The 22,388-nt window shown below is 74.0% G+C and carries 21 protein-coding genes; 11 read left to right on the top strand and 10 right to left on the bottom strand.

Going from position 1 to position 22,388, the window contains the following annotated elements; all coding sequences use genetic code 11:
- Window positions 1–56 precede the first annotated feature (56 nt).
- The 4 genes from ABD208_RS07985 to ABD208_RS08000 all read right to left on the bottom strand — a co-directional run bounded on the left by ABD208_RS07985 (window position 57) and on the right by ABD208_RS08000 (window position 4,673).
- Window positions 57–734 (bottom strand): Crp/Fnr family transcriptional regulator, encoded by a 678-nt coding sequence (locus ABD208_RS07985; protein WP_344101355.1) that lies wholly within the window; start codon window positions 732–734, stop codon window positions 57–59.
- Between the two features lie 282 nt (window positions 735–1,016).
- Window positions 1,017–2,150, bottom strand: coding sequence for a bifunctional 2-methylcitrate synthase/citrate synthase (locus ABD208_RS07990; RefSeq protein WP_344101357.1), 1,134 nt, complete (start codon window positions 2,148–2,150; stop codon window positions 1,017–1,019).
- Between the two features lie 67 nt (window positions 2,151–2,217).
- Complete coding sequence (gene prpB, locus ABD208_RS07995; protein ID WP_344101359.1) at window positions 2,218–3,141, bottom strand: methylisocitrate lyase; 924 nt, start codon at window positions 3,139–3,141, stop codon at window positions 2,218–2,220.
- Window positions 3,141–4,673 carry an MmgE/PrpD family protein gene (locus ABD208_RS08000; protein ID WP_344101361.1) on the bottom strand — a complete coding sequence of 511 codons (1,533 nt, stop codon included), beginning with the start codon at window positions 4,671–4,673 and terminating at the stop codon, window positions 3,141–3,143. The genes prpB and ABD208_RS08000 overlap by 1 nt, the downstream gene beginning before the upstream one ends.
- A gap of 144 nt (window positions 4,674–4,817) precedes the next feature.
- Here ABD208_RS08000 and nth point away from each other — a divergent pair, with 144 nt between their 5' ends.
- Complete coding sequence (gene nth, locus ABD208_RS08005; RefSeq protein ID WP_344101363.1) at window positions 4,818–5,555, top strand: endonuclease III; 738 nt, start codon at window positions 4,818–4,820, stop codon at window positions 5,553–5,555.
- Window positions 5,556–5,572: 17 nt separating this feature from the next.
- On the opposite strand, the gene ABD208_RS08010 is transcribed toward nth, so the two are convergent.
- Complete coding sequence (locus ABD208_RS08010; protein WP_344101365.1) at window positions 5,573–6,316, bottom strand: hypothetical protein; 744 nt, start codon at window positions 6,314–6,316, stop codon at window positions 5,573–5,575.
- A gap of 97 nt (window positions 6,317–6,413) precedes the next feature.
- Here ABD208_RS08010 and ABD208_RS08015 point away from each other — a divergent pair, with 97 nt between their 5' ends.
- Entirely contained in the window at window positions 6,414–7,199 is a 786-nt protein-coding gene (locus tag ABD208_RS08015; RefSeq protein WP_344101367.1) for a winged helix-turn-helix transcriptional regulator, read from the top strand.
- A gap of 110 nt (window positions 7,200–7,309) precedes the next feature.
- Here ABD208_RS08015 and ABD208_RS08020 read toward each other — a convergent pair whose 3' ends face one another.
- The 3 genes from ABD208_RS08020 to ABD208_RS08030 are packed head-to-tail and all read right to left on the bottom strand — an operon-like array spanning window position 7,310 to window position 10,227.
- Complete coding sequence (locus ABD208_RS08020) at window positions 7,310–8,437, bottom strand: FUSC family protein (RefSeq protein WP_344101369.1); 1,128 nt, start codon at window positions 8,435–8,437, stop codon at window positions 7,310–7,312.
- A gap of 31 nt (window positions 8,438–8,468) precedes the next feature.
- Window positions 8,469–9,638 (bottom strand): CAF17-like 4Fe-4S cluster assembly/insertion protein YgfZ, encoded by a 1,170-nt coding sequence (ygfZ, locus tag ABD208_RS08025; RefSeq protein WP_344101371.1) that lies wholly within the window; start codon window positions 9,636–9,638, stop codon window positions 8,469–8,471.
- A 55-nt stretch (window positions 9,639–9,693) separates the two neighbouring features.
- On the bottom strand, window positions 9,694–10,227 hold the full coding sequence (locus tag ABD208_RS08030) for a heme-binding beta-barrel domain-containing protein (RefSeq protein ID WP_344101373.1): 534 nt from the start codon (window positions 10,225–10,227) through the stop codon (window positions 9,694–9,696).
- Window positions 10,228–10,361: 134 nt separating this feature from the next.
- Here ABD208_RS08030 and ABD208_RS08035 point away from each other — a divergent pair, with 134 nt between their 5' ends.
- The 6 genes from ABD208_RS08035 to ABD208_RS08060 all read left to right on the top strand — a co-directional run bounded on the left by ABD208_RS08035 (window position 10,362) and on the right by ABD208_RS08060 (window position 16,834).
- Complete coding sequence (locus tag ABD208_RS08035) at window positions 10,362–10,733, top strand: DsrE family protein (protein ID WP_344101375.1); 372 nt, start codon at window positions 10,362–10,364, stop codon at window positions 10,731–10,733.
- Window positions 10,734–10,797: 64 nt separating this feature from the next.
- Complete coding sequence (locus tag ABD208_RS08040) at window positions 10,798–11,121, top strand: DUF2516 family protein (RefSeq protein ID WP_344101377.1); 324 nt, start codon at window positions 10,798–10,800, stop codon at window positions 11,119–11,121.
- A complete protein-coding gene (locus ABD208_RS08045) occupies window positions 11,115–12,176 on the top strand; it encodes an asparaginase (RefSeq protein ID WP_344101379.1) in 1,062 nt (353 codons plus the stop codon). The genes ABD208_RS08040 and ABD208_RS08045 overlap by 7 nt, the downstream gene beginning before the upstream one ends.
- Window positions 12,177–12,235: 59 nt before the next feature.
- The gene (gene dtd / locus ABD208_RS08050) at window positions 12,236–12,661 is read left to right on the top strand and encodes a D-aminoacyl-tRNA deacylase (RefSeq protein WP_344101381.1); all 426 of its coding nucleotides are present in this window, start codon (window positions 12,236–12,238) and stop codon (window positions 12,659–12,661) included.
- A gap of 140 nt (window positions 12,662–12,801) precedes the next feature.
- Complete coding sequence (locus ABD208_RS08055; protein WP_344101382.1) at window positions 12,802–14,820, top strand: LuxR C-terminal-related transcriptional regulator; 2,019 nt, start codon at window positions 12,802–12,804, stop codon at window positions 14,818–14,820.
- A gap of 166 nt (window positions 14,821–14,986) precedes the next feature.
- Entirely contained in the window at window positions 14,987–16,834 is a 1,848-nt protein-coding gene (locus ABD208_RS08060; protein WP_344101384.1) for a glycosyl hydrolase family 18 protein, read from the top strand.
- A gap of 194 nt (window positions 16,835–17,028) precedes the next feature.
- Here ABD208_RS08060 and ABD208_RS08065 read toward each other — a convergent pair whose 3' ends face one another.
- Complete coding sequence (locus ABD208_RS08065; protein WP_344101386.1) at window positions 17,029–18,510, bottom strand: endo-1,4-beta-xylanase; 1,482 nt, start codon at window positions 18,508–18,510, stop codon at window positions 17,029–17,031.
- Between the two features lie 216 nt (window positions 18,511–18,726).
- Here ABD208_RS08065 and ABD208_RS08070 point away from each other — a divergent pair, with 216 nt between their 5' ends.
- The 3 genes from ABD208_RS08070 (at window position 18,727) to ABD208_RS08080 (ending at window position 21,614) form a co-directional block, all read left to right on the top strand.
- Window positions 18,727–19,275 carry an RNA polymerase sigma factor gene (locus tag ABD208_RS08070; protein ID WP_344101388.1) on the top strand — a complete coding sequence of 183 codons (549 nt, stop codon included), beginning with the start codon at window positions 18,727–18,729 and terminating at the stop codon, window positions 19,273–19,275.
- On the top strand, window positions 19,265–21,079 hold the full coding sequence (locus ABD208_RS08075) for a hypothetical protein (RefSeq protein ID WP_344101390.1): 1,815 nt from the start codon (window positions 19,265–19,267) through the stop codon (window positions 21,077–21,079). Before ABD208_RS08070 ends, ABD208_RS08075 begins: the two co-directional genes overlap by 11 nt.
- A gap of 91 nt (window positions 21,080–21,170) precedes the next feature.
- The gene (locus tag ABD208_RS08080; RefSeq protein WP_344101392.1) at window positions 21,171–21,614 is read left to right on the top strand and encodes an OsmC family peroxiredoxin; all 444 of its coding nucleotides are present in this window, start codon (window positions 21,171–21,173) and stop codon (window positions 21,612–21,614) included.
- 123 nt (window positions 21,615–21,737) lie between these two features.
- On the opposite strand, the gene ABD208_RS08085 is transcribed toward ABD208_RS08080, so the two are convergent.
- A complete protein-coding gene (locus ABD208_RS08085) occupies window positions 21,738–22,376 on the bottom strand; it encodes a nitroreductase family protein (protein WP_344101394.1) in 639 nt (212 codons plus the stop codon).
- Window positions 22,377–22,388 lie beyond the last annotated feature (12 nt).

Here is a 22,388-nt window from a genome sequence, read left to right on the forward strand (position 1 = left end):
CGGGCGATCGTGCCTGGTCAGCAGGCGATCTCAGCAGGCGATCTCAGCAGGCGGGCTCAGCGGGCGCGGCGCTCCAGGCGGTCCATGTCCAGCAGCACCACGGCGCGGCCCTCGCGGCGGACCCAGCCGCGGGTCGCGAAGTCGGCCAGGGCCTTGTTCACGGTCTCGCGGGAGGCACCCACGAGCTGGGCCAGCTCCTCCTGGGTGAGGTCGTGGGCCACGCGGACGCCGTCGTCGTTCGGCTCGCCGAAGCGGGCGGACAGGTCGAGCAGCGCCTTGGCGACGCGCCCCGGCACGTCGGAGAAGACCAGGTCGGCCAGGGTCTCGTTGGTGCGGCGCAGGCGCCGCGCGAGCGCGCCGAGCAGCTGCATCGAGACCGAGGGGTGCTCGCCGATCCACTTCACCAGGGCCTCGTGCCGCAGCTCGTAGCACAGGGCGTCCGAGACGGAGGACGCCGACGCCGTGCGGGGGCCCGGGTCGAACAGCGAGAGCTCGCCGAACATCTCGCCCGGCCCGAGGATCGACAGCAGGTTCTCGCGGCCGTCGGCCGAGCGGCGGCCGAGTTTGATCTTGCCCGACGCGATGACGTAGAGCCGGTCCCCGGGCTCGCCCTCGCGGAAGAGAACGTCGCCGCGGACGAGGTCCACCGGGACCATCGACTCGAAGAGCGCGCGCGACTCACCGCTCTCCATGTCCGCGAACAGGGGTGCTGAGAGTACGACCTCGTCGTCCACCAGTGGAGTCCTCACTCGTCGGGGACCCAGGTGCCGCGTGCGGCTGTTGCCGACGCGACATCCCGCGTCCGTGTGTTGTGTTGTACCTGTACCCAGTGTGCCGCACTCTCCGGGAAAACCCACGATCGGAGCGTGTTGCCGCACCCCGGCGTGCCGCCCGGCGCAGGGGCGCACGCCGAGGCAGGACCCGGCACGCGGCCGTGCCTCGCGGGGCCGGGCCCCACGCCGCGCCGCGCCGGGCCCTGCGACGCGCCGGCCGTCGCGACGCCGGGCCCGGAGGCCCTACCGCGCGGAGCCGGGGACCTCGCGCTGTTCGGGGCCGTTGTACTCGCACACGGGGCGGATCAGCGCGTTCGCCGCTCGCTGCTCCATGACGTGCGCGGTCCAGCCCGTCATCCGCGACGCCACGAACAGCGGCGTGAAGATGTTCGTGTCGAACCCCATCAGGTGGTAGGCCGGGCCGGCGGGGTAGTCGAGGTTCGGCCGGATGTTCTTGCGCTCGAACATCGCCTGCTCGAGGGTGTCGTACAGGTCGAGCACCCCGGGCTCGCCGTAGTGCTCCACCATGTCGCCCAGCACGGACCGCATGGTCGGCACGCGCGAGTCGCCGTTCTTGTACACGCGATGCCCGAAGCCCATGATCTTCTTCTTCGAGGCCAGCGCGTCCTCCAGCCACGCGACGGCGCGGTCCGCGGACCCGATCTCCTCGAACGTCTCCTGCACCGCCTCGTTCGCCCCGCCGTGCAGCGGGCCCTTGAGCGCGCCGATCGCGCCGGTCACGGCCGAGTGCATGTCCGCCAGCGTGGACGTGATCACCCGCGCCGTGAACGTCGACGCGTTGAACGAGTGCTCCGCGTACAGCACCATCGACGCCTCGAACGCCTTCACCACGGCCGGCTCCGGTTCGGCGCCGAACGCCATCCACAGGAAGTTCGCGGAGTACCCGAGGTCGTCGCGCGGCTCGACGCCCAGCTCCCCGCGCCGCCGGCGCTGGTCCAGCGCCACCACGGACGGCATCACGGCCCACAGCCGCAGCGCCTTCGCCAGCTCGGCCTCCACCGAGGAGTCCTCGGCCTGCGGGTCGTGCGCGCCGAGCTGCGAGACGGCCGTGCGGCACACGTCCATCGGGTGGCAGGCGGTCGGTAGCTCCAGGATCGCGGCCTTGACGTCGTCCGGCAGGGTGCGGGCCGCGCGCTCGGCGCGCGTCTGCTCGGCCAGCTGCTCCGCCGTCGGCAGCTCACCGTGCCACAGCAGGTAGGCGACCTCCTCGAAGCTGACGCGCGCCGCCAGGTCCTGGACGGGATAGCCGCGGTAGAGCAGCGAGTTGGTCGCGGGGTTCACCTTGGAGATCGCGCTGGTGTCGGCGACGACGCCGGCCAGTCCCTTGCGGATCTCGCTCGTGGGTGTAGCGGTCATCTTTCACTCCTTCGTGAGGTGTTCCAGGTTCCTGTCCGACGACGGCGGCTGCCGCGGCCGGTCAGGATCAGTGCGTGTGATTCTGCGCCGGTTCGTAGGTGAAGACCGACGAGTCGAAATGGTTGTAGCCCGCGTAGTCGGTCAGCTCGTACAGCCGTGCGCGCGTCTGCATGTCGCCGACGGCGGCGGCCTGGGTGCCGTGCGCGACCAGCGTGTCCAGGGTGCGTTCCGCGGCGCCCATCGCGCTGCGCAGCAGGGTCACCGGGTAGATCACGATGCGCGCCCCGGCGTCCGCGAGCTGCCGCACGGTGAACAGCTCCGACTTGCCGAACTCGGTCATGTTGGCGAGCACCGGTACGTCGACCGCGGCCGCCACGGCCTCGAACTCCGACAGATCGTTCATGGCCTCGGGGAAGATCGCGTCCGCCCCCGCGTCGGCGAGGGCCCTGGCCCGGTCGATCGCGAGCCTCAGCCCGCGCTCGCCCGGCTCCGTGCCGCGCACGTCCGTGCGCGCCATGACGAGGAAGTCCGGGTCGCGGCGCCCGTCGACAGCGGCCCGCACGCGGCGCACCGCCTCGCCCAGCTCCACGACCTCCTTGCCGTCCAGGTGCCCGCAGCGCTTGGGGTTCACCTGGTCCTCGAGGTGCATGCCGACGACGCCCGCGTCCTCCATCGTCTGCACCGTCCGGGCCACGTTCATCGGCTCGCCGAACCCGGTGTCGGCGTCGACCAGCGCGGGCAGGTCGGTGACGCGCGCGATCTGCGCGGCCCGGCCGGCCACCTCCGTGAGCGTCGTGAGCCCGATGTCCGGCAGCCCGAGGTCCGCCGACAGCACCGCCCCGGACACGTACACGCCGTCGAACCCCTTGTCCTGGACGAGGCGCGCGGACAGCGGGTTGAACGCGCCCGGGAACTGCAGGATCTCGCCCGAGGCGAGCGACTCTCGGAACGCCCGGCGCTTCTCGGCGGCCGTCACCCGGCTGAACAGCATCAGCGGGCCTCGATGTCGAACAGACCGCGCGGCGCGGGCGCCGCGGAGAGCAGCCCCGGCCGCGCGACGACCGTCAGCTCCCGGACCTCGGCCGCGGACAGCTCCGGGAGCCGCTCGGCCAGCGCCAGGAACCGGTCGATCTCCTTGTCCTCCAGGACGCCGTCGGCCAGCGTGCGGAACTTCGCCACGTACTGGGCCCGGGCGAACGGGCGGGCGCCGAGCGGGTGCGCGTCCGCGACGGCGATCTCGCGCGTGACCACCTCACCCGACGTCGTCGTGATCACCACGCGCCCGCCGAACGCCTTCTCGGCCGGGTCCGTCGAGTGGTAGCGCCGCGTCCACCCCGGGTCCTCCGTGGTGGTGACCTTCTTCCACAGCTCCACCGTGTCCGGCCGCTGCGCCCGCTCCGGCGCGTACGAGTCCACGTGGTGCCAGGCGCCGTCCTGCAGCGCGACCGCGAAGATGTACGGGATCGAGTGGTCCAGCGTCTCGCGCGACGCCGTCGGGTCGTACTTCTGCGGGTCGTTCGCGCCCGAGCCGATGACGTAATGGGTGTGGTGGCTGGTGTGCAGCACGATCGAGGCGATGTTCGCGGGGTCGCGCAGCTCCGGCCGCTCGGTGCCGAGCGCGCGCGCCATGTCGATGATCGCCTGCGCCTGGTACTCGGCCGAGTGCTCCTTGGTGTACGTGTCGAGGATGCCGGTGCGCGGCGCGCCCGGACCCGGCAGGACGACGTCGTACGCGCCCTCCGGGCCGTCCAGCAGCCACGCGATGACGCCGTCCTCGCCCTCGTAGATCGGCTCGGGGGAGGTCTGGCCGCGCATCGCGCGGTCGACCGACTCGACCGCGATCTTCCCCGCGAACGCGGGGGCGTGCGCCTTCCACGTGGAGATCTGGCCCTTGCGCGACTGCCGCGTCGCGGTGGTGGTGTGCAGCGCCTGGCCGATCGCCTGGAACACGGTCTCCGTGTCGAGGCCGAGCATCGTGCCGATGCCCGCCGCGGCCGACGGGCCGAGGTGCGCGACGTGGTCGATCTTGTGCTGGTGCAGGCTGATCGCCTTGACGAGGTCCACCTGGATCTCGTAACCGGTGACGATGCCGCGCACCAGCGCCGCGCCGTCGCGGCCCGCGTGCTGCGCGACGGCCAGGACCGGCGGGATGTTGTCGCCCGGGTGCGAGTACTCCGCGGCCAGGAACGTGTCGTGGAAGTCGAGCTCACGCACGGCGACGCCGTTGGCCCACGCCGCCCACTCGGGGCTGAAGGTCTGGCCGGCGGGCAGGCCGAACACCGTGGAACCCGGCGTGTAAGGGTGCGCCTCGGCCTGTGCGCGGGAGGCCGCGCCGGGCCCGCGCGTCAGGCTGGCCGCCGCGACCGACGCGTTGTCGATCACGCGGTTGATCACCATGTCGGTGACCTCGCTCGTGGGCGCGACCGGGTCGGTCGCGAGTTCCGCGAGCTTCCACGCGAGCTGGTCCGGCCGCGCGAGGTGCTCCGCACTCTTGTGGACGCGGAGGTGATGGGTGTACGGCATTCTGTGCTCTCCCCAGGCTTCTGCGGTACGACGTCGTAGCGTCGTCCAGCCTATGCGGTGACCCTGACAGCCAGGTTCCCGGAACCGCCCGGAACTACCCGCCCGCTTCGCGAAACCGGAAATCGGACCCGTACCCTGGCAGGCATGGCGACTGGCACCCGGGGAACGCGAGCCGAGAAGTTCGCGGACGAGACGCGCACCGGCCTGGTCCGCCGCGCCCGCAGGATCGACCGCGTCCTGGCCGGGACCTACCCGGACGCCCGTGCCGAGCTCGACTTCACGACGCCGCTGGAACTCCTCGTCGCCACGGTCCTGAGCGCCCAGACCACCGATGTCCGCGTCAACGCGACGACGCCGACGCTGTTCGCGAGGTACCCGGACGCCGCCTCCTACGCCGAGGCGAACCCCGAGGACCTGGAGGAGATCCTGAGGCCGCTCGGCTTCTTCCGCGCCAAGGCCAAGGCCGTCATCGGCCTCGGCAAGGCGCTCGAGGAACGGTACGACGGCGAGGTCCCGGGCCGGCTCCAGGACCTCGTCACCCTCCCGGGCGTGGGCCGCAAGACGGCCAACGTGGTGCTGGGCAACGCGTTCGGCGTGCCGGGGATCACCGTGGACACCCACTTCGGCCGGCTCGCCCGCCGGCTCGGCCTCACCGGCGAGGACGACCCGGTCAAGGTCGAGCACGCCGTCGGCGAGCTGTTCCCGAGGAAGGACTGGACCATGCTGAGCCACCACCTGGTGTGGCACGGCCGCCGCGTCTGCCACGCCATGCGCCCGGCGTGCGGGGCGTGCCCGGTCGCGCGGTGGTGCCCGTCGTCGGACCTCGGCGAACAGGACCCGACGGCGGCGGCGCGGCTGGTCCGGACGGCCGGGCCGAACTGACGCCGGCCCGCCGGGCCCTACAGGATCACCAGCCGCCCCACCACGAACACGAACATCCCCGTCACGGCGACCGGCACCGTCGCCGCCGAGATCCCCGCGAGCTTGCCCCGCAGCGCGGGCAGGCGCTCCAGGAGCAGGTGCAGGCCGCCCACCACGATCCCGGTGACGCCGCCGGTCCAGGCGCCGCTCACCGTGTCGACGGCCGGTGCCAGCACCGTCGCCACGCCCGCGCCCGTCACGATCGCGGCGCCGACGGCCACCGCCAGCGCGCGCCAGCCCTTCAGCGGGAGCGCGGCGCTCGCGGCCGCGACGGCCAGCGCGACCGCGGCCGTCGCCACGAGATTCGGGCCGGCGTCGGTCCGCGCGGCGGCGACCCAGCCCGACGCGCAGACCGCCACGACGATCCCGGCGGTGGTCCCGGTGATGGACTCGGTCAGCTGCCGGCGTCCGTCGCGCCGCATCATCTCGGCGACGAACGCGAGCACGATCGAGATCGCGATGATCGCGGGCAGGAACCGCAGCACGGGTTCGCTGGGGGTGTACCAGGTCGTGGCGGCGGCGCCCAGGCCGCCGATGAGGACGACCAGCCGCGAGCCCCCGGGGGCGGGCAGCCGCAGGATGTGGGGCCAGCCGAGCGACACCAGGATCACCAGCAGGGCAGCGACCCCGATGAGGACGAGCGGGCGGGGTTCCACGTAGGCACCGGCCGCCACGGCGGCTGCGAGCACGGCGGTCGTCACGGCCCGGGATGACACTGACACGCACCAGAGTGTTCCATGAATGAGCCGTGTAACATGCACGCAACAAGCAACAAGGCAGACTTCCGCAGTGCCCTGAACGGCGAGAGGAGGTGGGTCGATGGCAGAGCTGTTGATTCTCACACCCGCCAACGGCGGATCTGCAGATGTACTCCCGGCCCTGGGGCTCCTGTCGCACCGGGTGCGGGTGCTCCCGATGGAACCCTCGGCTCTCGTGGACGCCCCGGACGCCGACGTCGTCCTGCTCGACGCGCGCCGCGATCTCGTGGCGGCCCGCACGACCTGCCGGCTGCTGCACGCCACGGGCCTGACGGTCCCGCTGGTGCTGGTGCTCACCGAGGGCGGGCTCACCGTCGTGACGCACGAGTGGGGCGCGGACGACCTGCTGCTGGACTCCGCGTCGCCGGCCGAGGTCGAGGCGCGGCTGCGGCTCGTCGTCGAACGCTCGTCGCGCGGTCCCGCCGAGGACTCGCAGCAGGAGATCGCCGCGGGCGATCTCGCGATCGACGCCGGCGGCTACACCGCCCGCCTGCGCGGGCGCCCGATCGACCTGACGTACAAGGAGTTCGAGCTCCTGAAGTACCTGGTGCAGCATCCCGGCCGGGTCTTCACGCGCGCCCAGCTCCTGCAGGAGGTCTGGGGCTACGACTACTACGGCGGCACGCGCACCGTGGACGTCCACGTGCGGCGCCTGCGCGCCAAGCTCGGGCCCGAGCACGAGCAGCTCATCGGGACGGTGCGGAACGTGGGCTACCGGTTCGACCCGCCGAAGGAGCGGGCCGCGGAGGTCCCGGCGGACGACGCCGCTCGCGAGCCGGGCCGCGGTGCGGGAACGGAAGCCGGGAACGGCGCCACGGCGACCCGCGACCCGACCCGCTCGTCGTAATCGTCGCCCGGCGGGCTGCCGCGCCACGAGGTTAGCTGCGCGACCACGAGATCGGCGAGCATCCGCCGAGAGACATCAACGGAAAGCTCGTGGTCGCACGGCGACGCTCGTCACAGCTCGGGGAGGGCCGCGCGCGCCGGTTCCGGGGCCAGGCCCGCCGTCTCCAGGATGTCCACCAGCGGGGAGCGGAGCAGCATCACCAGGGACTGGACCTGCCAGTCGCCGTCGCCGACGGAGTGCGGGTCCGCCAGCGACGCCGTCTCCAGCAGGACCTCGCGGGCGCGTCCGGCCGAGCCGCCCCGGCCGACGTCGGACGCGAGCAGGCGGACGCCCGCGGCGAACCGGCCGACCAGCTCGGCCACGGACTCCACCTCGTGGGCGTCCCCGGAGGAGACGAGGGCGGCGGTGCGCCGGGCGAGCACCCGGACGGACCGCATCGCGCGATCGGTGAGCACCGCCTGTTCCTCGAGCCGGCCCAGCTCCTCCCGGTGCCGGCGGCCGACGCTGACCCGCGCCAGGTCGCGGGCGCTGCGGGCGGCGGTCTGCCATTCGTCGAGCACCGGCTCGGACGCCCGCCCGCGCACGAGGGCGGCGCGGGCCTCGGAGGCGTCGGCCTCGGACAGGCTGCGTGCGATGCCCTCCAGGGTCTCCGCGAGCTCGGTGAGCGCGCGTTCGCCGAGCGCCCGGGGACGACGGCGCGTGTCGCCCGGGACGAGCACCGCGACCAGCAGCGCGACGGCGCCGCCGACCAGCGCGTCGGTCCAGCGTCCCAGCGGGCCGCCGGCCACCGCGGGCAGCCCGACGACGATGATCGCCTGCGCACCGGCCTGCATGACCAGCAGCGGCCCGGAGTCGATGAACCGCGCGAGCACGGCCGAGGTGAACAGGACCACGGTGAGCTGCCACCAGCCCGACCCGATGAGATGGACGACCAGATCGCCCATCCCCACGCCCACGGCCACCCCGACGGCCATCTCGGCGACCTTGCGCAGGTCGCGCTGCGAGGAGAACCCGAGGCACAGCCAGGCCGCGACCGGCGCGAAGAACGGCTGCTCGTGACCGAGCGGCCCGGTGGCGACCAGGTAGGCGAGTCCCGCCGCGACGGCGGCCTGGCCGATCGGCAGCAGACCCGCCCGGATCCGCGTCCACCCCTGCCGGGCCCGCGTGCGCAGGACGAGCCTGCGCAGCGCCGGACGACCGACGGCGTCGCCCGGGCCCGCGGCGGCCGGGGTGCTCACGGCCGGCGGCGCGCGGGACGGGCGGTGGTGCTCACAGCAGCCCGTCGCCTCCGCGCAGGCCGGGGGTGAGGCGGTCGCGGTGGGACTCGGGACGGTCCGCCGAGACGCCCTCGCCGGGCACGACGGTCTCCTGGGTGGCCGCGATCTCGAGGACGTCGCCCCCCGCCGTGGACGTGACGAGCAGTTCCGCGTCCTCCGGGACGCTGCGCTTGAGCACGGCCAGGCCGATCGGCCCCAGCTCGTGGTGCCGCGCGACCGACGTCAGCGTGCCGATCACCTTGCCCGGTGCGCCGGAGGCGGCCGCGGCGTCGGCCGGCCGGACCCGCACCTCGGCACCGGGCTCCGGGATCAGGTGACTCGAGCCGTCCAGGTGCAGGAACACGAGCCGGCGCGGCGGCCGGCCGAGGTTGTGGACGCGGGCCACGGTCTCCTGCCCGCGGTAGCAGCCCTTGGCCAGGTGCACGGCGGTGCGGAGCCAGTCGAGCTCGTGGGGGATGGTGCGCTCGTCGACGTCGCGGCCGAGGCGCGGGCGGTACGCCTCGATGCGCAGGGCCTCGGTGGCCCAGGTGCCCGCGAGGCGCCAGCCCGCCGCCTCACGGGCGGCGATCTCGTCGGTCAGGGAGGCCGCGGGGACCAGCACGAGCCGCCAGGGCCGGTCCGCGCCGGGGTGCTCGTCCTCGGGCGGCCCGTAGCGGGTGCCGCCGCCGACCACTCGCGGCCAGGTGTCGTGCCAGGTGAGGGGCTCGTCCTCGGTCCCCTCGGCGTCGACCGCCTCGCCGATCGCGACGTACTGGCCCGTCAGGTCCTCGATCTCGACGCGCATCATGAACTTCATGCGCTCGAGCCAGGCCGCGAGGCCGGGGGCGGACGCGCGCTCGGCGATCAGCCAGGTCGCCTCGCCGTCGTCGACCACGCCGACGGCGTGCTCCAGGTGCCCCTGCGGGGAGAGCACGAACAGCTCCGTGGACTGCCGCGGCGCCAGGTGCTCGACGTCCTGCGACGTGATCGAGTGCAGCCAGCCGAGCCGGTCTGGCCCGGAGACGCGCACGACGCCGAGGTGCGACTGGTCGACGACGGCGCCGCCGCGCGCCAGCGCCCGCTGTTCGGCCACGGGGTCGCCGTAGTGCCAGGCGACACCCTCGTCGGCGCCGGTGGCGGCGACCGCCCCGGATCGGCTCAGCAACGGGCTGGAGTACGTCACGTCAGTCACCCTCTCGTCAGCACTGCCGGCCGCCCGGGAATTCCCGGGCGGCACCTCACTGCCGGTCGAGCTCGGCCGACGCGTAGTTGCGGAGCGGCTCGCCGAACGCGGCCAGCTCCTCCACCCACATCAGGCGGCTCTCGACGAGTCCGTAGAGGCGCTTCGAGGCGCGCACGTCGGCCGACGTCGCCGTGCGGGCCATCGCGTCGCTCACCAGGTCGATGCGGCCGCTGCCCGCGGCGCCGACGTACATCGTCATGCGGCCGGACGCGTCGGCGACCACCACCTCCAGGGGGTGGCGGTCGTCCTCGAGCCCGTCGGGCCGGTCGGTCGACACCCGCCAGTACCCGGTCTCGGTGGACCAGACGCCGTCGTCGCCGGACACGCCGTCGTCGGACAGGCTGACGACGCGCAGCGTCGACTCGAAACGCAGGTACGGCCCGCCGTCGTGGTCGAACGTGAGCTCCTGCGTGAAGTCCTTCTTGCCGGTGGCGGGGTGGTCGATCACGCCGCTGCCGCTCCAGCGGCCCACGAGCCAGGCGAGCGGGTAGACCTCGGGTGCGAGCCCCTCGGGGAACTCGAACGCCATCAGCGCTGGCCGGAGAAGAGCTTGTACACGGTGTACCCGGCGAACCAGGTGATGGTCAGGACTGCGGCAATGAGGAGGCCCGTGAACACGGCCTCGAGCGCCTGGTACTCATCCATGGTGCGATCCTAAACGGCATGACCGACACGCACCGGCCCCTCGTGATCAAGACCACCTCGGGCCTGGACCGGCCCGAGACCGTCAACCAGGCGTTCACCGTCGCGGCCGCGGCCGTCGCCGCGGGTGCGGAGGTCAGCCTGTGGCTCGCGGGGGAGGCCGCGTGGTTCGCGCTGCCGGGCAAGGCCGCGGAACTGGAGCTGGAGCACGCCGCCCCGCTGCAGGACCTGCTGGAGGCGGTGCTCGCCGAGGGCACCGTGACGCTCTGCACGCAGTGCGCGGCCCGCCGCGGCATCGCGCCCGGCGACGTGCTCCCCGGCATCCGCATCGCGGGCGCGCCCGTCTTCACGGAGGAGATCCTGCGGCCGGCGGCGCAGGCGCTGATGTACTGACGAGCTGCGGGAACCGCGCCGGGTGCACTGCCCTGGGGCGGCCCGCTGCCGTAGGCTCGGGGTCGTGTTCTCACCACAAGGCATCGTCGTCCTGATCATCGCGTGGGGCGTCTTCGTCGCGCTGGTCGTCGCGATCATCGACGCCGCGCGGCGCCCGGACCGGGGCTACAAGTCCGAGGGCAAGCTCGACAAGACGAAATGGCTGCTGATCCTGGGCTTCGCCGGCGTCGTGGGGCTGCTCGGCGTGCTGCTCCTGATCGACGTGTTCCTCAACCTCGTCGCGATCGTCCCCGCGGCGATCTACTGGGTCGACGTCCGCCCGCGCCTGCTGCACTACGGCACCGGGCGCGGCCCGCGGCGCCCGGGCGGCACGTCCGGCGGATGGTGAGCGGCCCGGCGTCGTCGTCCCCGGGGACGACGGGACCGGCGGCCGCGCGCACGGTCGCCGACGGCGCCGCGCCGCTGGCGCGGGTGGTGCGCGGCGGCGTCGTCGAGTCGGTGCACCTGGGCCATCTCGTGGTGCTCGCGCCCGACGGCACGGTGCGGCTCGCGATCGGCGATCCGGACGTGACGATCTGGCCGCGTAGCTCGGTCAAGCCGCTGCAGGCGCTCGCGATGCTGGAGCACGGCCTCGATCTGCCGGACCCGCTGCTCGCGCTGGTCGCCGCGAGTCACAACGGCGAGCCGTTCCACCGGGCCGCGGCGCGCGAGGTCCTGCGGCGCGCCGGGCTGACGCCGTCGTCCCTGCGGAACACGCCCGACATGCCGCTGCACGCGCCGTCGGCGTACGCCTGGCAGGTCGCGGATCACGTCGAGGAGGGCGACGGGCCGGGGCCCGCGCCGATCGCGCAGAACTGCTCGGGCAAGCACGCGGGGATGCTGGCGACCTGCGTCGCCGCGGGCTGGGACCTGGAGTCCTACCTCGCGGAAGCGCACCCCCTGCAGGTCGCGATCCGGGCGAGGATCGCGGACCTGACCGGCGCCGCACCGGAGCACGTCACCGTGGACGGCTGCGGGGCGCCGTTGTTCAGCACGACGCCGGCGGGTCTCGCCCGGGCGTTCGGCCGGATCGCGGGGGCGCCGGGCCGGGATGCGGCGAGCCCCGAGGCGCGCCTCGCCCGGGCGATGAACGCCCACCCGGAGATGGTCGGCGGCGACGGCCGCGAGGCCACGCTCGCGATGCGCGCGGTCCCCGGCCTCGTCGCCAAGGACGGCGCCGACGGCGTCTACGGCGCGGGCCTCCCCGACGGTTCGGCCTTGGCCTTCAAGGTCCTCGACGGCGGCTCCCGCCCCCGCCCGGCCGTTCTCGCGGCGGCCCTCCGGGTGGCGGGCGCGGAGCAGATCGAGGGCGTCGACCTCCGGGCCCTGGAGGAGATGGCGGCCACTCCGGTCCTCGGCGGCGGCCACCCGGTCGGCCACGTCGAGCCCTGGTCCGCGACGTAGCCGCGCGGAACCGCCCGGGGCGCCTGCCCGGCGGGTCGGGGGGACGTAGGATCGCGCGCATGAGGGCTGTGGTGCAGCGGGTCACGCGCGCGTCCGTCGTGGTGGACGGGGAGATCGTCGGGAAGATCGACCGGCCGGGTCTGCTGGCGTTCGTGGGGGTGACGCACGACGACGGCGCGGAGCAGGCCGCCACCATCGCGCGGAAGATCGCCGAGCTGCGGATCCTGCGCCAGGAGCGGTCGGCCGTCGACGCCGGCGCGCCCGTGCTCGTGGTCAGCCAGTTCACGCTGTACGGGGACGCGCGCAAGGGGCGGCGGCCCACCTGGCAGGCGGCCGCGCCCGGACCGGTCGCGGAGCCGCTGGTCGACGCCGTCGTCGCCGGGCTGCGCGGGCGTGGGCTGGAGGTCGCGACGGGGCGGTTCGGCGCGGACATGGCCGTTGACCTGGTGAACGACGGTCCGGTGACCCTCCTGCTGGAGGCGTGAGGGGCCCACGGGCCCTGGGCGGGCCGAAGGCGGCACCGCAGGCTTGGACGAGCGACCAGGGTTCTTTTGACGCTGGGTGAAATTTGCGCGCTTCGGGTGCATACTTGTTCCTGCCGTGAACAAAGTTCGGAGGATTTCCGATGACTTCCGCAACCCCCCGCACGGAAGAGCACACGGCCGGGATCCAGTGGCGCAATGTCGCGCCGCACGTCTCGGTCACACTGTCCGACCTGGTCAACGGTGACCTGGCCGCCCGCACCCAGCTCGAGAACCTGCTCACCGCGGACCACCTGCGCGGTGTCGCGCTGCTCCCGGACCCGCTGCCGGCGGTCCCTGCCGCGCGCGCCGCCCATCCGGGCCTGGCCGGCTTGGACGACGGCACCCGGCGCATCCTGCTCACCGCCGCCGTCGCCGTCGTCGACCGGACCGACGTGCTGCTGGCCGCGACCGGAGCCGGGATCGCCGACGTCGTGTCCGGCTCCGCCGGCCACTACCTGCACCTGGTCGGCGGCCGGTTCCGGTTCCGCGACCCGCGGGTCCGCCAGATCGTGCACGACGACGCCGACCTCGCGACCCGCACCGCCGTCCACGCCGGGCTGGCGAACGTGCTCCGCGTGGTCGGGCGGCCCGAGGTCGCCCTCTGGCACACCGCGCTGAGCACGATGGAGGGCGACTCGCTGCTCGCCGACGGCCTCGTCGAACTGGCCGAACGCCACCTCGTCAGCGGCGACACCGCCCGCGCCCACGAGGTGGCGCGCGAGGCCGCCAGCCAGGGCGACGGCGTCACCCGCCGCAGGGCGTCCGGCGTCGCGAGCCGCGCCGCCCTGCTCGGCGGTCACATCGCCGACGCCGTCACGTGGGCGCGGCAGGCCGACGACGCCGGGCCGGTCCTCGCCGCCGCCCTCGACCTGCACGACGGCGAGCCGAACCCGCGGCTGGCCGACGTCGTCGTCTCCGGGCACGACCGCGCCGCCCTGCGGGCGGCCGTCTGCTCGCTGGCCGTGCTGCACGACAGCGCCGGCCGGGCCGGCGCGATCCTCGCCGAGGTGCTGCCCGACGTCGCCCCCGCGCGCCGGGCCGAGGCCTGGTTCGAGGCCCCCGAGCGGCCCACGCCGCTGGTCGAGGCGCACCTGCGGGTCGTGCAGACGCTGGTCGCGATGCGGTCCGGCGATCTCGACCGCGCCGCCGAGGTGCTGCACGACGCCGCCCGGCGGCTGCCGGTCGCGCTCGCCCTCGGCGGCCTGGGCGTCGCGGTGGCGCGGCGGCTCGACCTCGTGCGCACCGGATCTGTGAGCGGTACCGCGGCGGCCCTCGAGGGCTCCGCGCCCGGGGCGAAGGCGGGCGTGGTGCGGGCCGCGCTGCTCGGCGACCGGGCCGTCGAGGCCGCCTGCACCGGGCGGGACGTGCAGGCCGCGACGTTCCTCGGGCTGGCCGCCGAGCGCGGCGGCGCCGAACTGCGTGCCTGGTGGCTGCCGACGCCGGATCCCGTCGAGCTCTACGTCCGGGCCGGGCAGCAGCGCGCGGCCCGGCGGCACCTCGCCCTGCTGCGCGCCGCCGTGCTCGGCCCGGCGTCGCGCCCCGCCTGCCTGCGCCTGCGGCTCGACCTGGCGCGTGCCGAGGTGGCGCTCGCGGAACCGGCGACGTTGCGGCGGGCCGCGGATCACGCGGTGGAGGTCTCCCTCACCGTGGGCTCGACGTTCGAGCGCGGCCTCACCGAGCTGGTCATCGCGCGGGCCCTCGAACGGCACGGCAGGGACGCCGACGCCGCCGCGCACCAGCTGGCGGCGCGGGCCCTGTTCGCCGAGTCGGGCGCCGTGGCGTTCCTGCCGGACCGGCGCGCGGCGGCGTCGTCGGACGCGCACCGGACGGGGGAGACCGGCCGCGCGGCGAACGTGACGCGGCTCGACGTCGGGCGGCAGCAGCGCGAGGCCCGCGAGGCGGACGCAGTCCCGGACCGGTTCGCGCACTGGGGCGAGCTGCTCACCGGGCGCGAGCTCGACGTGGCGCGGCTGGTGGCCCAGGGGCGCACGAACCGGCAGGTCGCCGAGCAGCTGTACGTGTCGGTGCGGACGGTCGAGGTGCATCTCGGGCGGGTCTTCCGCAAGCTCGGCGTGCGCTCGCGGACGGAGCTCGCCGTGCTGGCCTACCGGACGGCCTGATGCCTTGCCGCGCCCTCGCCGAGGCCGCGCCGGGTACGGGGAAACCCGTAGGCGAGGGCCGGTCGCGCCCGCGCATTGTGGGGATCACTGATTCCTTTAAAAGGAAGCTCTCCTTACTTTTGTAGTCAGTCGACGAAGACTTCGACGCGATGACGAAGGAGAACCCATGGACGTGCAGGAAGGTCCGGCGTCGCGAGGCGCCCTGAGCAGGAGCCGCGTACGGCGCCGCATCGTCGCGGGCCTCGCGGCGCTCGCCGTCGCGGGAGCCGGGACGTTCACGGCGCTGGCGACCAGCGCGAACGCCCGGGAGGTGGTCGCGGCCGACCAGACCGCGGCCGCGACGAGCTACCGCAACGTCGCGTACTTCACGCAATGGGGCGTGTACGGGCGCGGCTACAAGGTGAACGACATCGTCGCGGCCGGGATGGCCGACGACCTCACGCACATCAACTACTCGTTCGGCAACATCCACCACGAGCGGCTCGAGTGCTTCGAGGCGAACAAGGCGCAGGGCACGGGCCCGAACGGGTCCGACGGCGCGGGCGACGCCTGGGCCGACTACGGCATGGGCTACACGGCGGCCGACTCGGTCGCGGGCGTGGCCGACGCGTGGGACCAGCCGCTGGCCGGTTCCTTCAACCAGCTCAAGCAGCTCAAGGCGAAGTACCCGAACATCAAGGTGATGATCTCGCTCGGCGGGTGGACCTGGTCGAAGAACTTCTCGAGGGCGGCGGCGACGCAGGCGTCCCGGGAGAAGTTCGTCGCCTCGTGCGTCGACCAGTACATCAAGGGCAACCTTCCGGTGATCGACGGCCGCGGCGGGCCCGGCGCGGCCGCGGGCGTGTTCGACGGGATCGACATCGACTGGGAGTGGCCCGGCTCGGACAACGGGAACGTGGGCAACTACGTCGACCCGGTGAACGACCGCGCGAACTTCAAGGCGCTGCTCGCCGAGTTCCGCAGGCAGCTCGACGCCTACGGCGCCCAGACCGGCAAGCGGTACGAGCTGTCGGCGTTCCTCCCGGCGAACCCCGAGGACGTCGAGGCGGGCGGCTGGAACGACCCGGCCATCTTCCAGTCCCTCGACTTCGGCAACCTGCAGGGCTACGACCTGCACGGCGCCTGGGAGCCGACGCTCACCGGGCACCAGGGCAACCTGTTCCCGGACCCGAAGGACCCGCGCGCGGCGGACCGGAGGTTCAGCATCGAGCAGGCCCTGACGACGTACACGAGCAAGGGCGTTCCCGCCTCCAAGCTGCTGCTCGGCATGGCGATGTACGGCCGCGGCTGGACCGGGGCGACGAGCTCCGCGCCCTGGGGCGTGGCGACCGGTGCGGCGCCCGGCACGTACGAGGCCGGCAACGAGGACTACGACCTGCTGAAGAACCGCGGTACGGAGCACTTCGACGCGGCCGTCGGTGCCGCGTGGCGGTACGACGGCACGCAGTGGTGGAGCCTCGACACGCCGCAGTCCGTGAAGCAGAAGGCGCAGTGGATCAAGTCCAAGGGCCTCGGCGGTGCCATGTGGTGGGAGCTCTCCGGCGACGAGGCGGGCGACCTGAACAAGGCGCTCGTGGCCGAGCTCGGTTCGACGGGTCCCGGCCCGACGACGTCGCCGAGCCCGACGCCGAGCCCCACCCCGACCGCGACCCCCACGACCCCGCCGGCCGGCGACTGCCCGTCGGCCGCGTGGAGCGCCACGCAGGTGTACACGGGCGGCAACACCGCCTCGCACCAGGGCCACGAGTGGAAGGCGAAGTGGTGGACGCAGGGCGAGACGCCGGGAGCGGCCGCCGTCTGGGAGGACCTCGGCGCGTGCGCGGAGGGCCCGCAGCCCACCAGCAGCCCGACGGCGCCGGGCGCCTGCCCGGCCGCGTGGGTCGGCAGCAAGGCCTACGTGAAGGACGACAAGGTGTCCTACGGCGGCAGCAGCTGGCGCGCGAAGTGGTGGACCCAGGGCGACACCCCGGGTGCCGGGGAGTGGGGCCCGTGGGAGAAGCTCGGGGCCTGCTGATCCGGGGGCACGGGCCCGGGGAACCGGTCACGGCCTGCGACCCGGGCTCCTGACCGGGGATCCTGACCGGGCTCCGGACACAGAGAACCGCCGGGGTGGTACGTCTCATGGCAGACGTACCACCCCGGCGGTCCGGTTTGGTAGCCGAGGTAGCACCGCGGAGGTGCAGAGTGCTACCTCGGCCGGTCAGGGGGTCAGACCCGGTTCCAGCGCTGGTTGGCGCCGCCCGAGCAGGCGTACGACTGGACGGTCGCGCCGTCGCTGCCGCTCCAGATGTCGATGCACACGCCGTACTGGGTGTTGCGGATCTCGCCGTTGGCGCTCTGGGTCCACTTCTGGTTGTTGTTGCCGTTGCAGTCGTAGATCTGGACCTGGGTCCCGTTGCTGCCCGAGGGCAGGTCCACGCACTTGCCCTTGACGGTCAGCGACCCGTTGGAGTTGAACGTGAACCGCTGGTTGTCGGTCTGCCAGCAGGAGTACGTCTGCAGCTTGGTGCCGTTGGCGGTGTTGCCACCGGGCAGGTCCAGGCACTTGCCGTACTGGGCGTTCTGCAGGCGGGTGACGGTGCCGGTGCCACCGGTGGGGTCCGGCGTCGGGGAGGTGGTCGCCGTCGGGGTCTGGGTGGGCGTGCCGGTGCCGCCCGCGTTCAGGGCGTCGAGCACGTAGTTGTACGCGAGCTTCTTGTTGCCGTTGCCGTCGAACAGCAGCGGGGTACCCGAGGCGCGCCACGAGTCGGTGTCACGCACGCCCCACACCGTGATGCCGGTGCAGCGGGCCACGGACAGGCAGGCCTGGACGATGCCGCGGTACTGCTCGGCCTGCGAGGTGCCGGAGCCCTCGATGTCGAGCTCGGTGATCTGGACGTCGACGCCCAGGGCGGCGAAGTTCCCGAGGGTGGTGTGATAGTTGCTCGGCACCGGGTTGCCCGAGTTGAAGTGGGCCTGGAAGCCCACGCAGTCGATGGGCACGCCGCGCGACTTGAAGTCCCGGACCATGTTGTACACGGCCTGCGTCTTGGCGTGGCTCCAGTTGTCGGTGTTGTAGTCGTTGTAGCAGAGCTTGGCGGCCGGGTCGGCGGCGCGGGCGGCGCGGAACGCGGCCTCGATCCAGTCGTTGCCCGTGCGCTGGAGGTTGGAGTTACGGCGGGCGCCGGAGCTGCCGTCCTCGAACGCCTCGTTCACCACGTCCCAGGCGTAGATCTTGCCCTTGTAGTGGGTGGCGACCTGGGTGACGTGGTTGAGCATCGCGTTGCGCAGCGAGGTGCCCTCCATGTTCTGCATCCAGCCCGGCTGCTGCGAGTGCCAGGCCAGGGCGTGGCCGCGGACCTGCTTGCCGCGGCTGGTGGCCCAGTTCAGGATGGTGTCGCCCTGGCTGTAGTTGAACTGGTTCTGCGACGGCTCCGTCGCGTCCATCTTCATCTCGTTCTCGGCGGTGATCATGTTGAACTCGCGGTTCGCGATGGTCGAGTACGTCGAGTCGGAGAGCCTGCTCGCCGCGAGGGCGGTGCCGAAGTAGCGGCCGGACTCCGCGGCGGCGGCCTGGAGGGTGCTGCCCGCGGCGTTCGCCTGGAGGGTGCCGGTGACGGCGATGCTGCCGGTGATCACGACGGCTGCGAGAGCGGCGAACGCGGCGACGCGTCCCTTCCGGGTGGTGCGCGGGGGTAGTGCTCGGGTCATCTTCGATCCTGTCTTCCCGGACCGGCCTTCGTTGGCTGGTCAGCGCGAAAAGGTTTTCAGAGCGATATTAGCGTTACAACGGTGGGCTGGCAATCGTTGTCGATAACGTTTTTTGGAGAGGGCTGGGCCGCACGGCGCGTGAGGTGGCCCGCCGGCCCGCGGGCCAGGCCCTCCGGCTCGGTGCAAGCCGCCCCGCGCACCGGACATAGTGAGGGCATGGGAGACATCCACGCGGCGCCGTCCGGCCGCCCGCCGTCGCACGACGACGCCTGGTTCGCCGCGCTCTTCGACGCGCATCACCGCGCCCTCTTCCGCTACTTCGTACGCCGGCTGCCCGCCACCGGCGGCGGCCGCACGAGCGACGCGGAGGACCTCGCCGCCGAGGTCCTCGCCACCGCCTGGCGCCGCCGCGCCGACGTCCCCGACGGCGCCGAGCTCCCCTGGCTGTACCGCACCGCGGGGTTCACGCTCGCCAACCACCGGCGCAAGATCCGGGCCCTGCCCGTCGCCGTCGTCCCCGACGAGCCCGACGACGTCGACCCCGAGACGCTCGCGGTCGACGACGACGCCGTGCGCGCCGTCCTCGCCTCGCTGAGCGCGCGCGACCGGCGGATCCTCCTGCTCGTCGCCTGGGACGGCCTGGACGGCGACGCCCTCGCCGAGGTCCTGGGCGTGTCCCGCGGCGGCGCCGACGCCGCGCTCTCCCGTGCCCGCTCCCGCCTCCGCGAGGCGTGGCTCACGCAGGAGCAAGCCCGTGACGCGTGACGACAGAGACCAGGGTGAGGGCCGGCCGCCGGACGACGGCGACCGGGACGGCGAGACGGCTCGCGGCGCATCGAACCGCGGCGAGGCCGGCAGCGGCGGCACCGGCAGCGGTGACACCGGCAACGACGACGAGTACGGAGGGATGGCGATGAACGACGCATCGAACGGCCTGCCGGACGACGGCACGCAGGGCGCGGGAAACGACGGCGCGACGGATGACGGCACGGCGCACGACGACGTCTTCGCCCGCCTCCGTGCGGCCGACCCGGCGCTCGGCGCGCCCGCACCCGCGGCCGGGGTGCTGCGGGCCAAGGTGGACGCCCTGATCGGGCAGGACGCCCCGGCCGGGTCCCGGTCACCCGGCGCGGCGTCGTCGGGCAGCGGCACGACCGCGGCGAACGCTCCCGTGCAGGGTGCCGATGAACTCGCCGCGCGGCGTCGCCGCCGGCAGCCGTGGCTCGCCGCGGCCGCCGTGGCGGCCTTCCTCGTCGTGGGCGGCGGCGGGTACGCGGCCGGCTCGAACGGGCTGACGCTGTCGCTCGGGGGCAGCGACGGGGCCGGGGCTGCGCCCGAGTCCGGTGCCGAGGCGGCGGCCGACGCGGCGCCCCCGATGACCCTCGACATGCCGGGCGCGGACGCCGGCGGCCCGGAGCGGAGCGGCGGGACCACGGAGAACGCCGGGCCCGGCGCCGGGGACACCCCGGCCGCCGGCACCTTCATGTACCCGGCCCCGGGCCGCACGGTGTTCCACCCGGGCGCCGGGCTGTCCGGCGGCACGGGCGAGGCGGAGGCGTACGCGCTCGACGCGGCGTCGTCGTACACCCGCGAGGCCGCCGAACGGATGGCGAGCGCGCTCGGCCTGCGGACCGGGGTGCGCGAGGAGGGCGGCGCGTGGACGGCCGGCCCCGCCGACGGCAGTGCCCCGGCGCTGCAGGTCTCCGCGGACGGCAGGACGTCGGTGTGGTTCTTCGGCGACGTGGACTCCTGGCGCTGCGCGGACGGGGCGGAAACGCTCACGGAGCCGGCCGAGCCCGGGACCGCGGGCGGTTCGGACGGGAGCACGGGCCAGGAACCCGGCGTGATCGAGCCCGACGACGGCGCCGCGGCGCCGGACGCGAAGGGCGGCGGTGCACCGCCGTGCCCGGAGGGTACGGCGGGCGCGCCCTCGACGCCGGCCGCGACGGACGAGCTGCGCCGCCTGATGGAGGCGGTGGGCGTGGACACGAGCGCCTTCGAGTTCGAGGCGCAGGCCTCCGGCGGCGGCACGAGCGTGATCGCCTTCCACGTGCTCGACGGGCGGCGGACCGGGCTGCAGTGGTCCGCGACGGTGACGGGGGACGGGGCCGGCCTGCGCTTCGCGGCGCTCGACGGGTTCCTCGCGCCGGTCACGGAGCTGGGCACGTACCCGGTCGTGTCCGAGCGCGAGGCCGCGGGGCGGCTGGGCGACGCCCGGTTCGGCGCGGGGTACGGGGACATCCTGCCGCTCGCCGCCGCCGGGCGTGAGGCGGCGGTGGCCGAGCAGGGCGGCGACGCGCCGGCCTCCGGCGGCAGCGGTGCGGCGCCGGACACCTCGACGTCGTCGTCCGACGTCCCCGCCGGACCGCCCGCCACGCCGGTGCCCGGCGACGCGATCGGCTGGCCGGTGCGGGACGTGACGATCACGGGGGCGGAGCTCGGCGTCGCGCAGCACACGCTGACCGACGGCGCGGTGGTGCTGATTCCCGCGTACGAGCTGACCGGCGACGGCGGCACCTGGTCGGTCGTCGCGGTCGCCGAGGATGGACTGGACTTCGCGAGCCGCTGAACCGGGGGATAGGTTCGACACGGTGACCGTCCCCCGCCCGCGCGGCGGGGCCGGGCACCTGTCGGATCATCCACGATCACAGGGAGTTCCCATGCCAGTCCGTACCGCCCGCACCGCCTGGAACGGCACCCTTCAGGAGGGGTCGGGTCAGGTGGAACTGACGTCGTCGGGCGCCGCGACGTTCGACGTGTCGTTCCCGCGTCGCGCCGCCGACGACGCCGAGGGCACCACCAGCCCCGAGGAGCTGATCGCCGCCGCGCACAGCTCGTGCTTCGCGATGGCGTTCTCCGCCGAGCTCGGCAACGCCGGAGGCACTCCGGAGCAGGTCGAGGTCGGCGCCGACGTCACGCTGTCGGCGGACCCCGCCGGCGGTTTCCAGATCTCCACCATCGCCCTGACCGTCCGCGGCTACGCGAGCGGCGTGGACGAGGCCGGCTTCAAGGCCGCCGCCGAGGCCGCCAAGGCGGGTTGCCCGATCTCGAAGGCGCTCGCGGGCGTCGGCGAGATCACGCTGGACGTCACGTACGAGGGCTGAGGCCCGAGCACGACCGGGTGCCCGCGTTCCGTCACCCGCCGGCGTTGCCCGGCGCGACGGAGCGCGGGCACCCGCCGCGTCGCGGCGGGACGGCCCTGCGCCGGGACGGGCGGCGCGTGCCGCCTATCCCGGCGCGTCCGTCGCGGTGAACCGCCCGCGGAAGACGACGTCGGACAACGGCTTGCGGCGGCGGCGCCCCGGGGAGCCCGCGGCTCCGCCCGTCGCGGGGTGGCCGACGGCGATCGCGCCGGTGATCTCGAACTCCCCGGGGATCGTGAAGGCGGACCTCACCTCCTGGACCCGGGCGGGCGGGACGCCGAAGAAGCAGGCGCCCAGGCCCTCGTCGACCGCCGTCTGGAGGATGAGGAGCGCCGCCATCCCCGCGTCGACGTGCCAGAACGGGACCGGCCAGCGGGACTCGTCGAGATCCGCCCAGCCCTTGTCCCGCTCGGCGTACCGGCGCAGGTAGGCGGCCTTCGAGGTCAGCACGAGGACGATCACGGGCGCGGTGCGCATCCCCGCGAGCCAGCCCGACATGTCGCGGTCGCTCCGTGCGCCGGCCGAGGGCGGGGTCGCGGCCGTCCAGAAGCGGGCGCGGGCCTCGGCGTCGTCGGCGACGACGAAGGCCCAGCCCTGGCTGAAGCCCGCGTTCGGGGCGCGCACCGCGTTGCCGAGCATGCGGTCCACGGCCCGCGGCGGGACGGGCTCGCCGTCGAACCTCCGGTGCATCCGGCGTCTGCGGACCACGTCCTGGAATTCCATGGCCTTATCCTC

The organism is Myceligenerans crystallogenes (assembly GCF_039529775.1).
Taxonomy (GTDB): domain Bacteria; phylum Actinomycetota; class Actinomycetes; order Actinomycetales; family Cellulomonadaceae; genus Myceligenerans; species Myceligenerans crystallogenes.

Bases quoted from the DNA above. Each gene is read 5' to 3' on its own strand.
- ABD208_RS08030 (WP_344101373.1), bottom strand. From the start codon at position 10,227: ATGGCGTTCGAGTTCCCCGAGGGGCTCGCACCCGAGGTCTACCCGCTC.
- ABD208_RS08085 (WP_344101394.1), bottom strand. From the start codon at position 22,376: ATGGAATTCCAGGACGTGGTCCGCAGACGCCGGATGCACCGGAGGTTC.
- ABD208_RS08065 (WP_344101386.1), bottom strand. From the start codon at position 18,510: ATGACCCGAGCACTACCCCCGCGCACCACCCGGAAGGGACGCGTCGCC.
- ABD208_RS08070 (WP_344101388.1), top strand. From the start codon at position 18,727: ATGGGAGACATCCACGCGGCGCCGTCCGGCCGCCCGCCGTCGCACGAC.
- ABD208_RS07990 (WP_344101357.1), bottom strand. From the start codon at position 2,150: ATGACCGCTACACCCACGAGCGAGATCCGCAAGGGACTGGCCGGCGTC.
- nth (WP_344101363.1), top strand. From the start codon at position 4,818: ATGGCGACTGGCACCCGGGGAACGCGAGCCGAGAAGTTCGCGGACGAG.
- ABD208_RS08080 (WP_344101392.1), top strand. From the start codon at position 21,171: ATGCCAGTCCGTACCGCCCGCACCGCCTGGAACGGCACCCTTCAGGAG.
- ABD208_RS08000 (WP_344101361.1), bottom strand. From the start codon at position 4,673: ATGCCGTACACCCATCACCTCCGCGTCCACAAGAGTGCGGAGCACCTC.
- dtd (WP_344101381.1), top strand. From the start codon at position 12,236: ATGAGGGCTGTGGTGCAGCGGGTCACGCGCGCGTCCGTCGTGGTGGAC.
- ABD208_RS08060 (WP_344101384.1), top strand. From the start codon at position 14,987: ATGGACGTGCAGGAAGGTCCGGCGTCGCGAGGCGCCCTGAGCAGGAGC.
- ABD208_RS08035 (WP_344101375.1), top strand. From the start codon at position 10,362: ATGACCGACACGCACCGGCCCCTCGTGATCAAGACCACCTCGGGCCTG.
- ABD208_RS08045 (WP_344101379.1), top strand. From the start codon at position 11,115: ATGGTGAGCGGCCCGGCGTCGTCGTCCCCGGGGACGACGGGACCGGCG.
- ABD208_RS08055 (WP_344101382.1), top strand. From the start codon at position 12,802: ATGACTTCCGCAACCCCCCGCACGGAAGAGCACACGGCCGGGATCCAG.
- ABD208_RS08015 (WP_344101367.1), top strand. From the start codon at position 6,414: ATGGCAGAGCTGTTGATTCTCACACCCGCCAACGGCGGATCTGCAGAT.
- prpB (WP_344101359.1), bottom strand. From the start codon at position 3,141: ATGCTGTTCAGCCGGGTGACGGCCGCCGAGAAGCGCCGGGCGTTCCGA.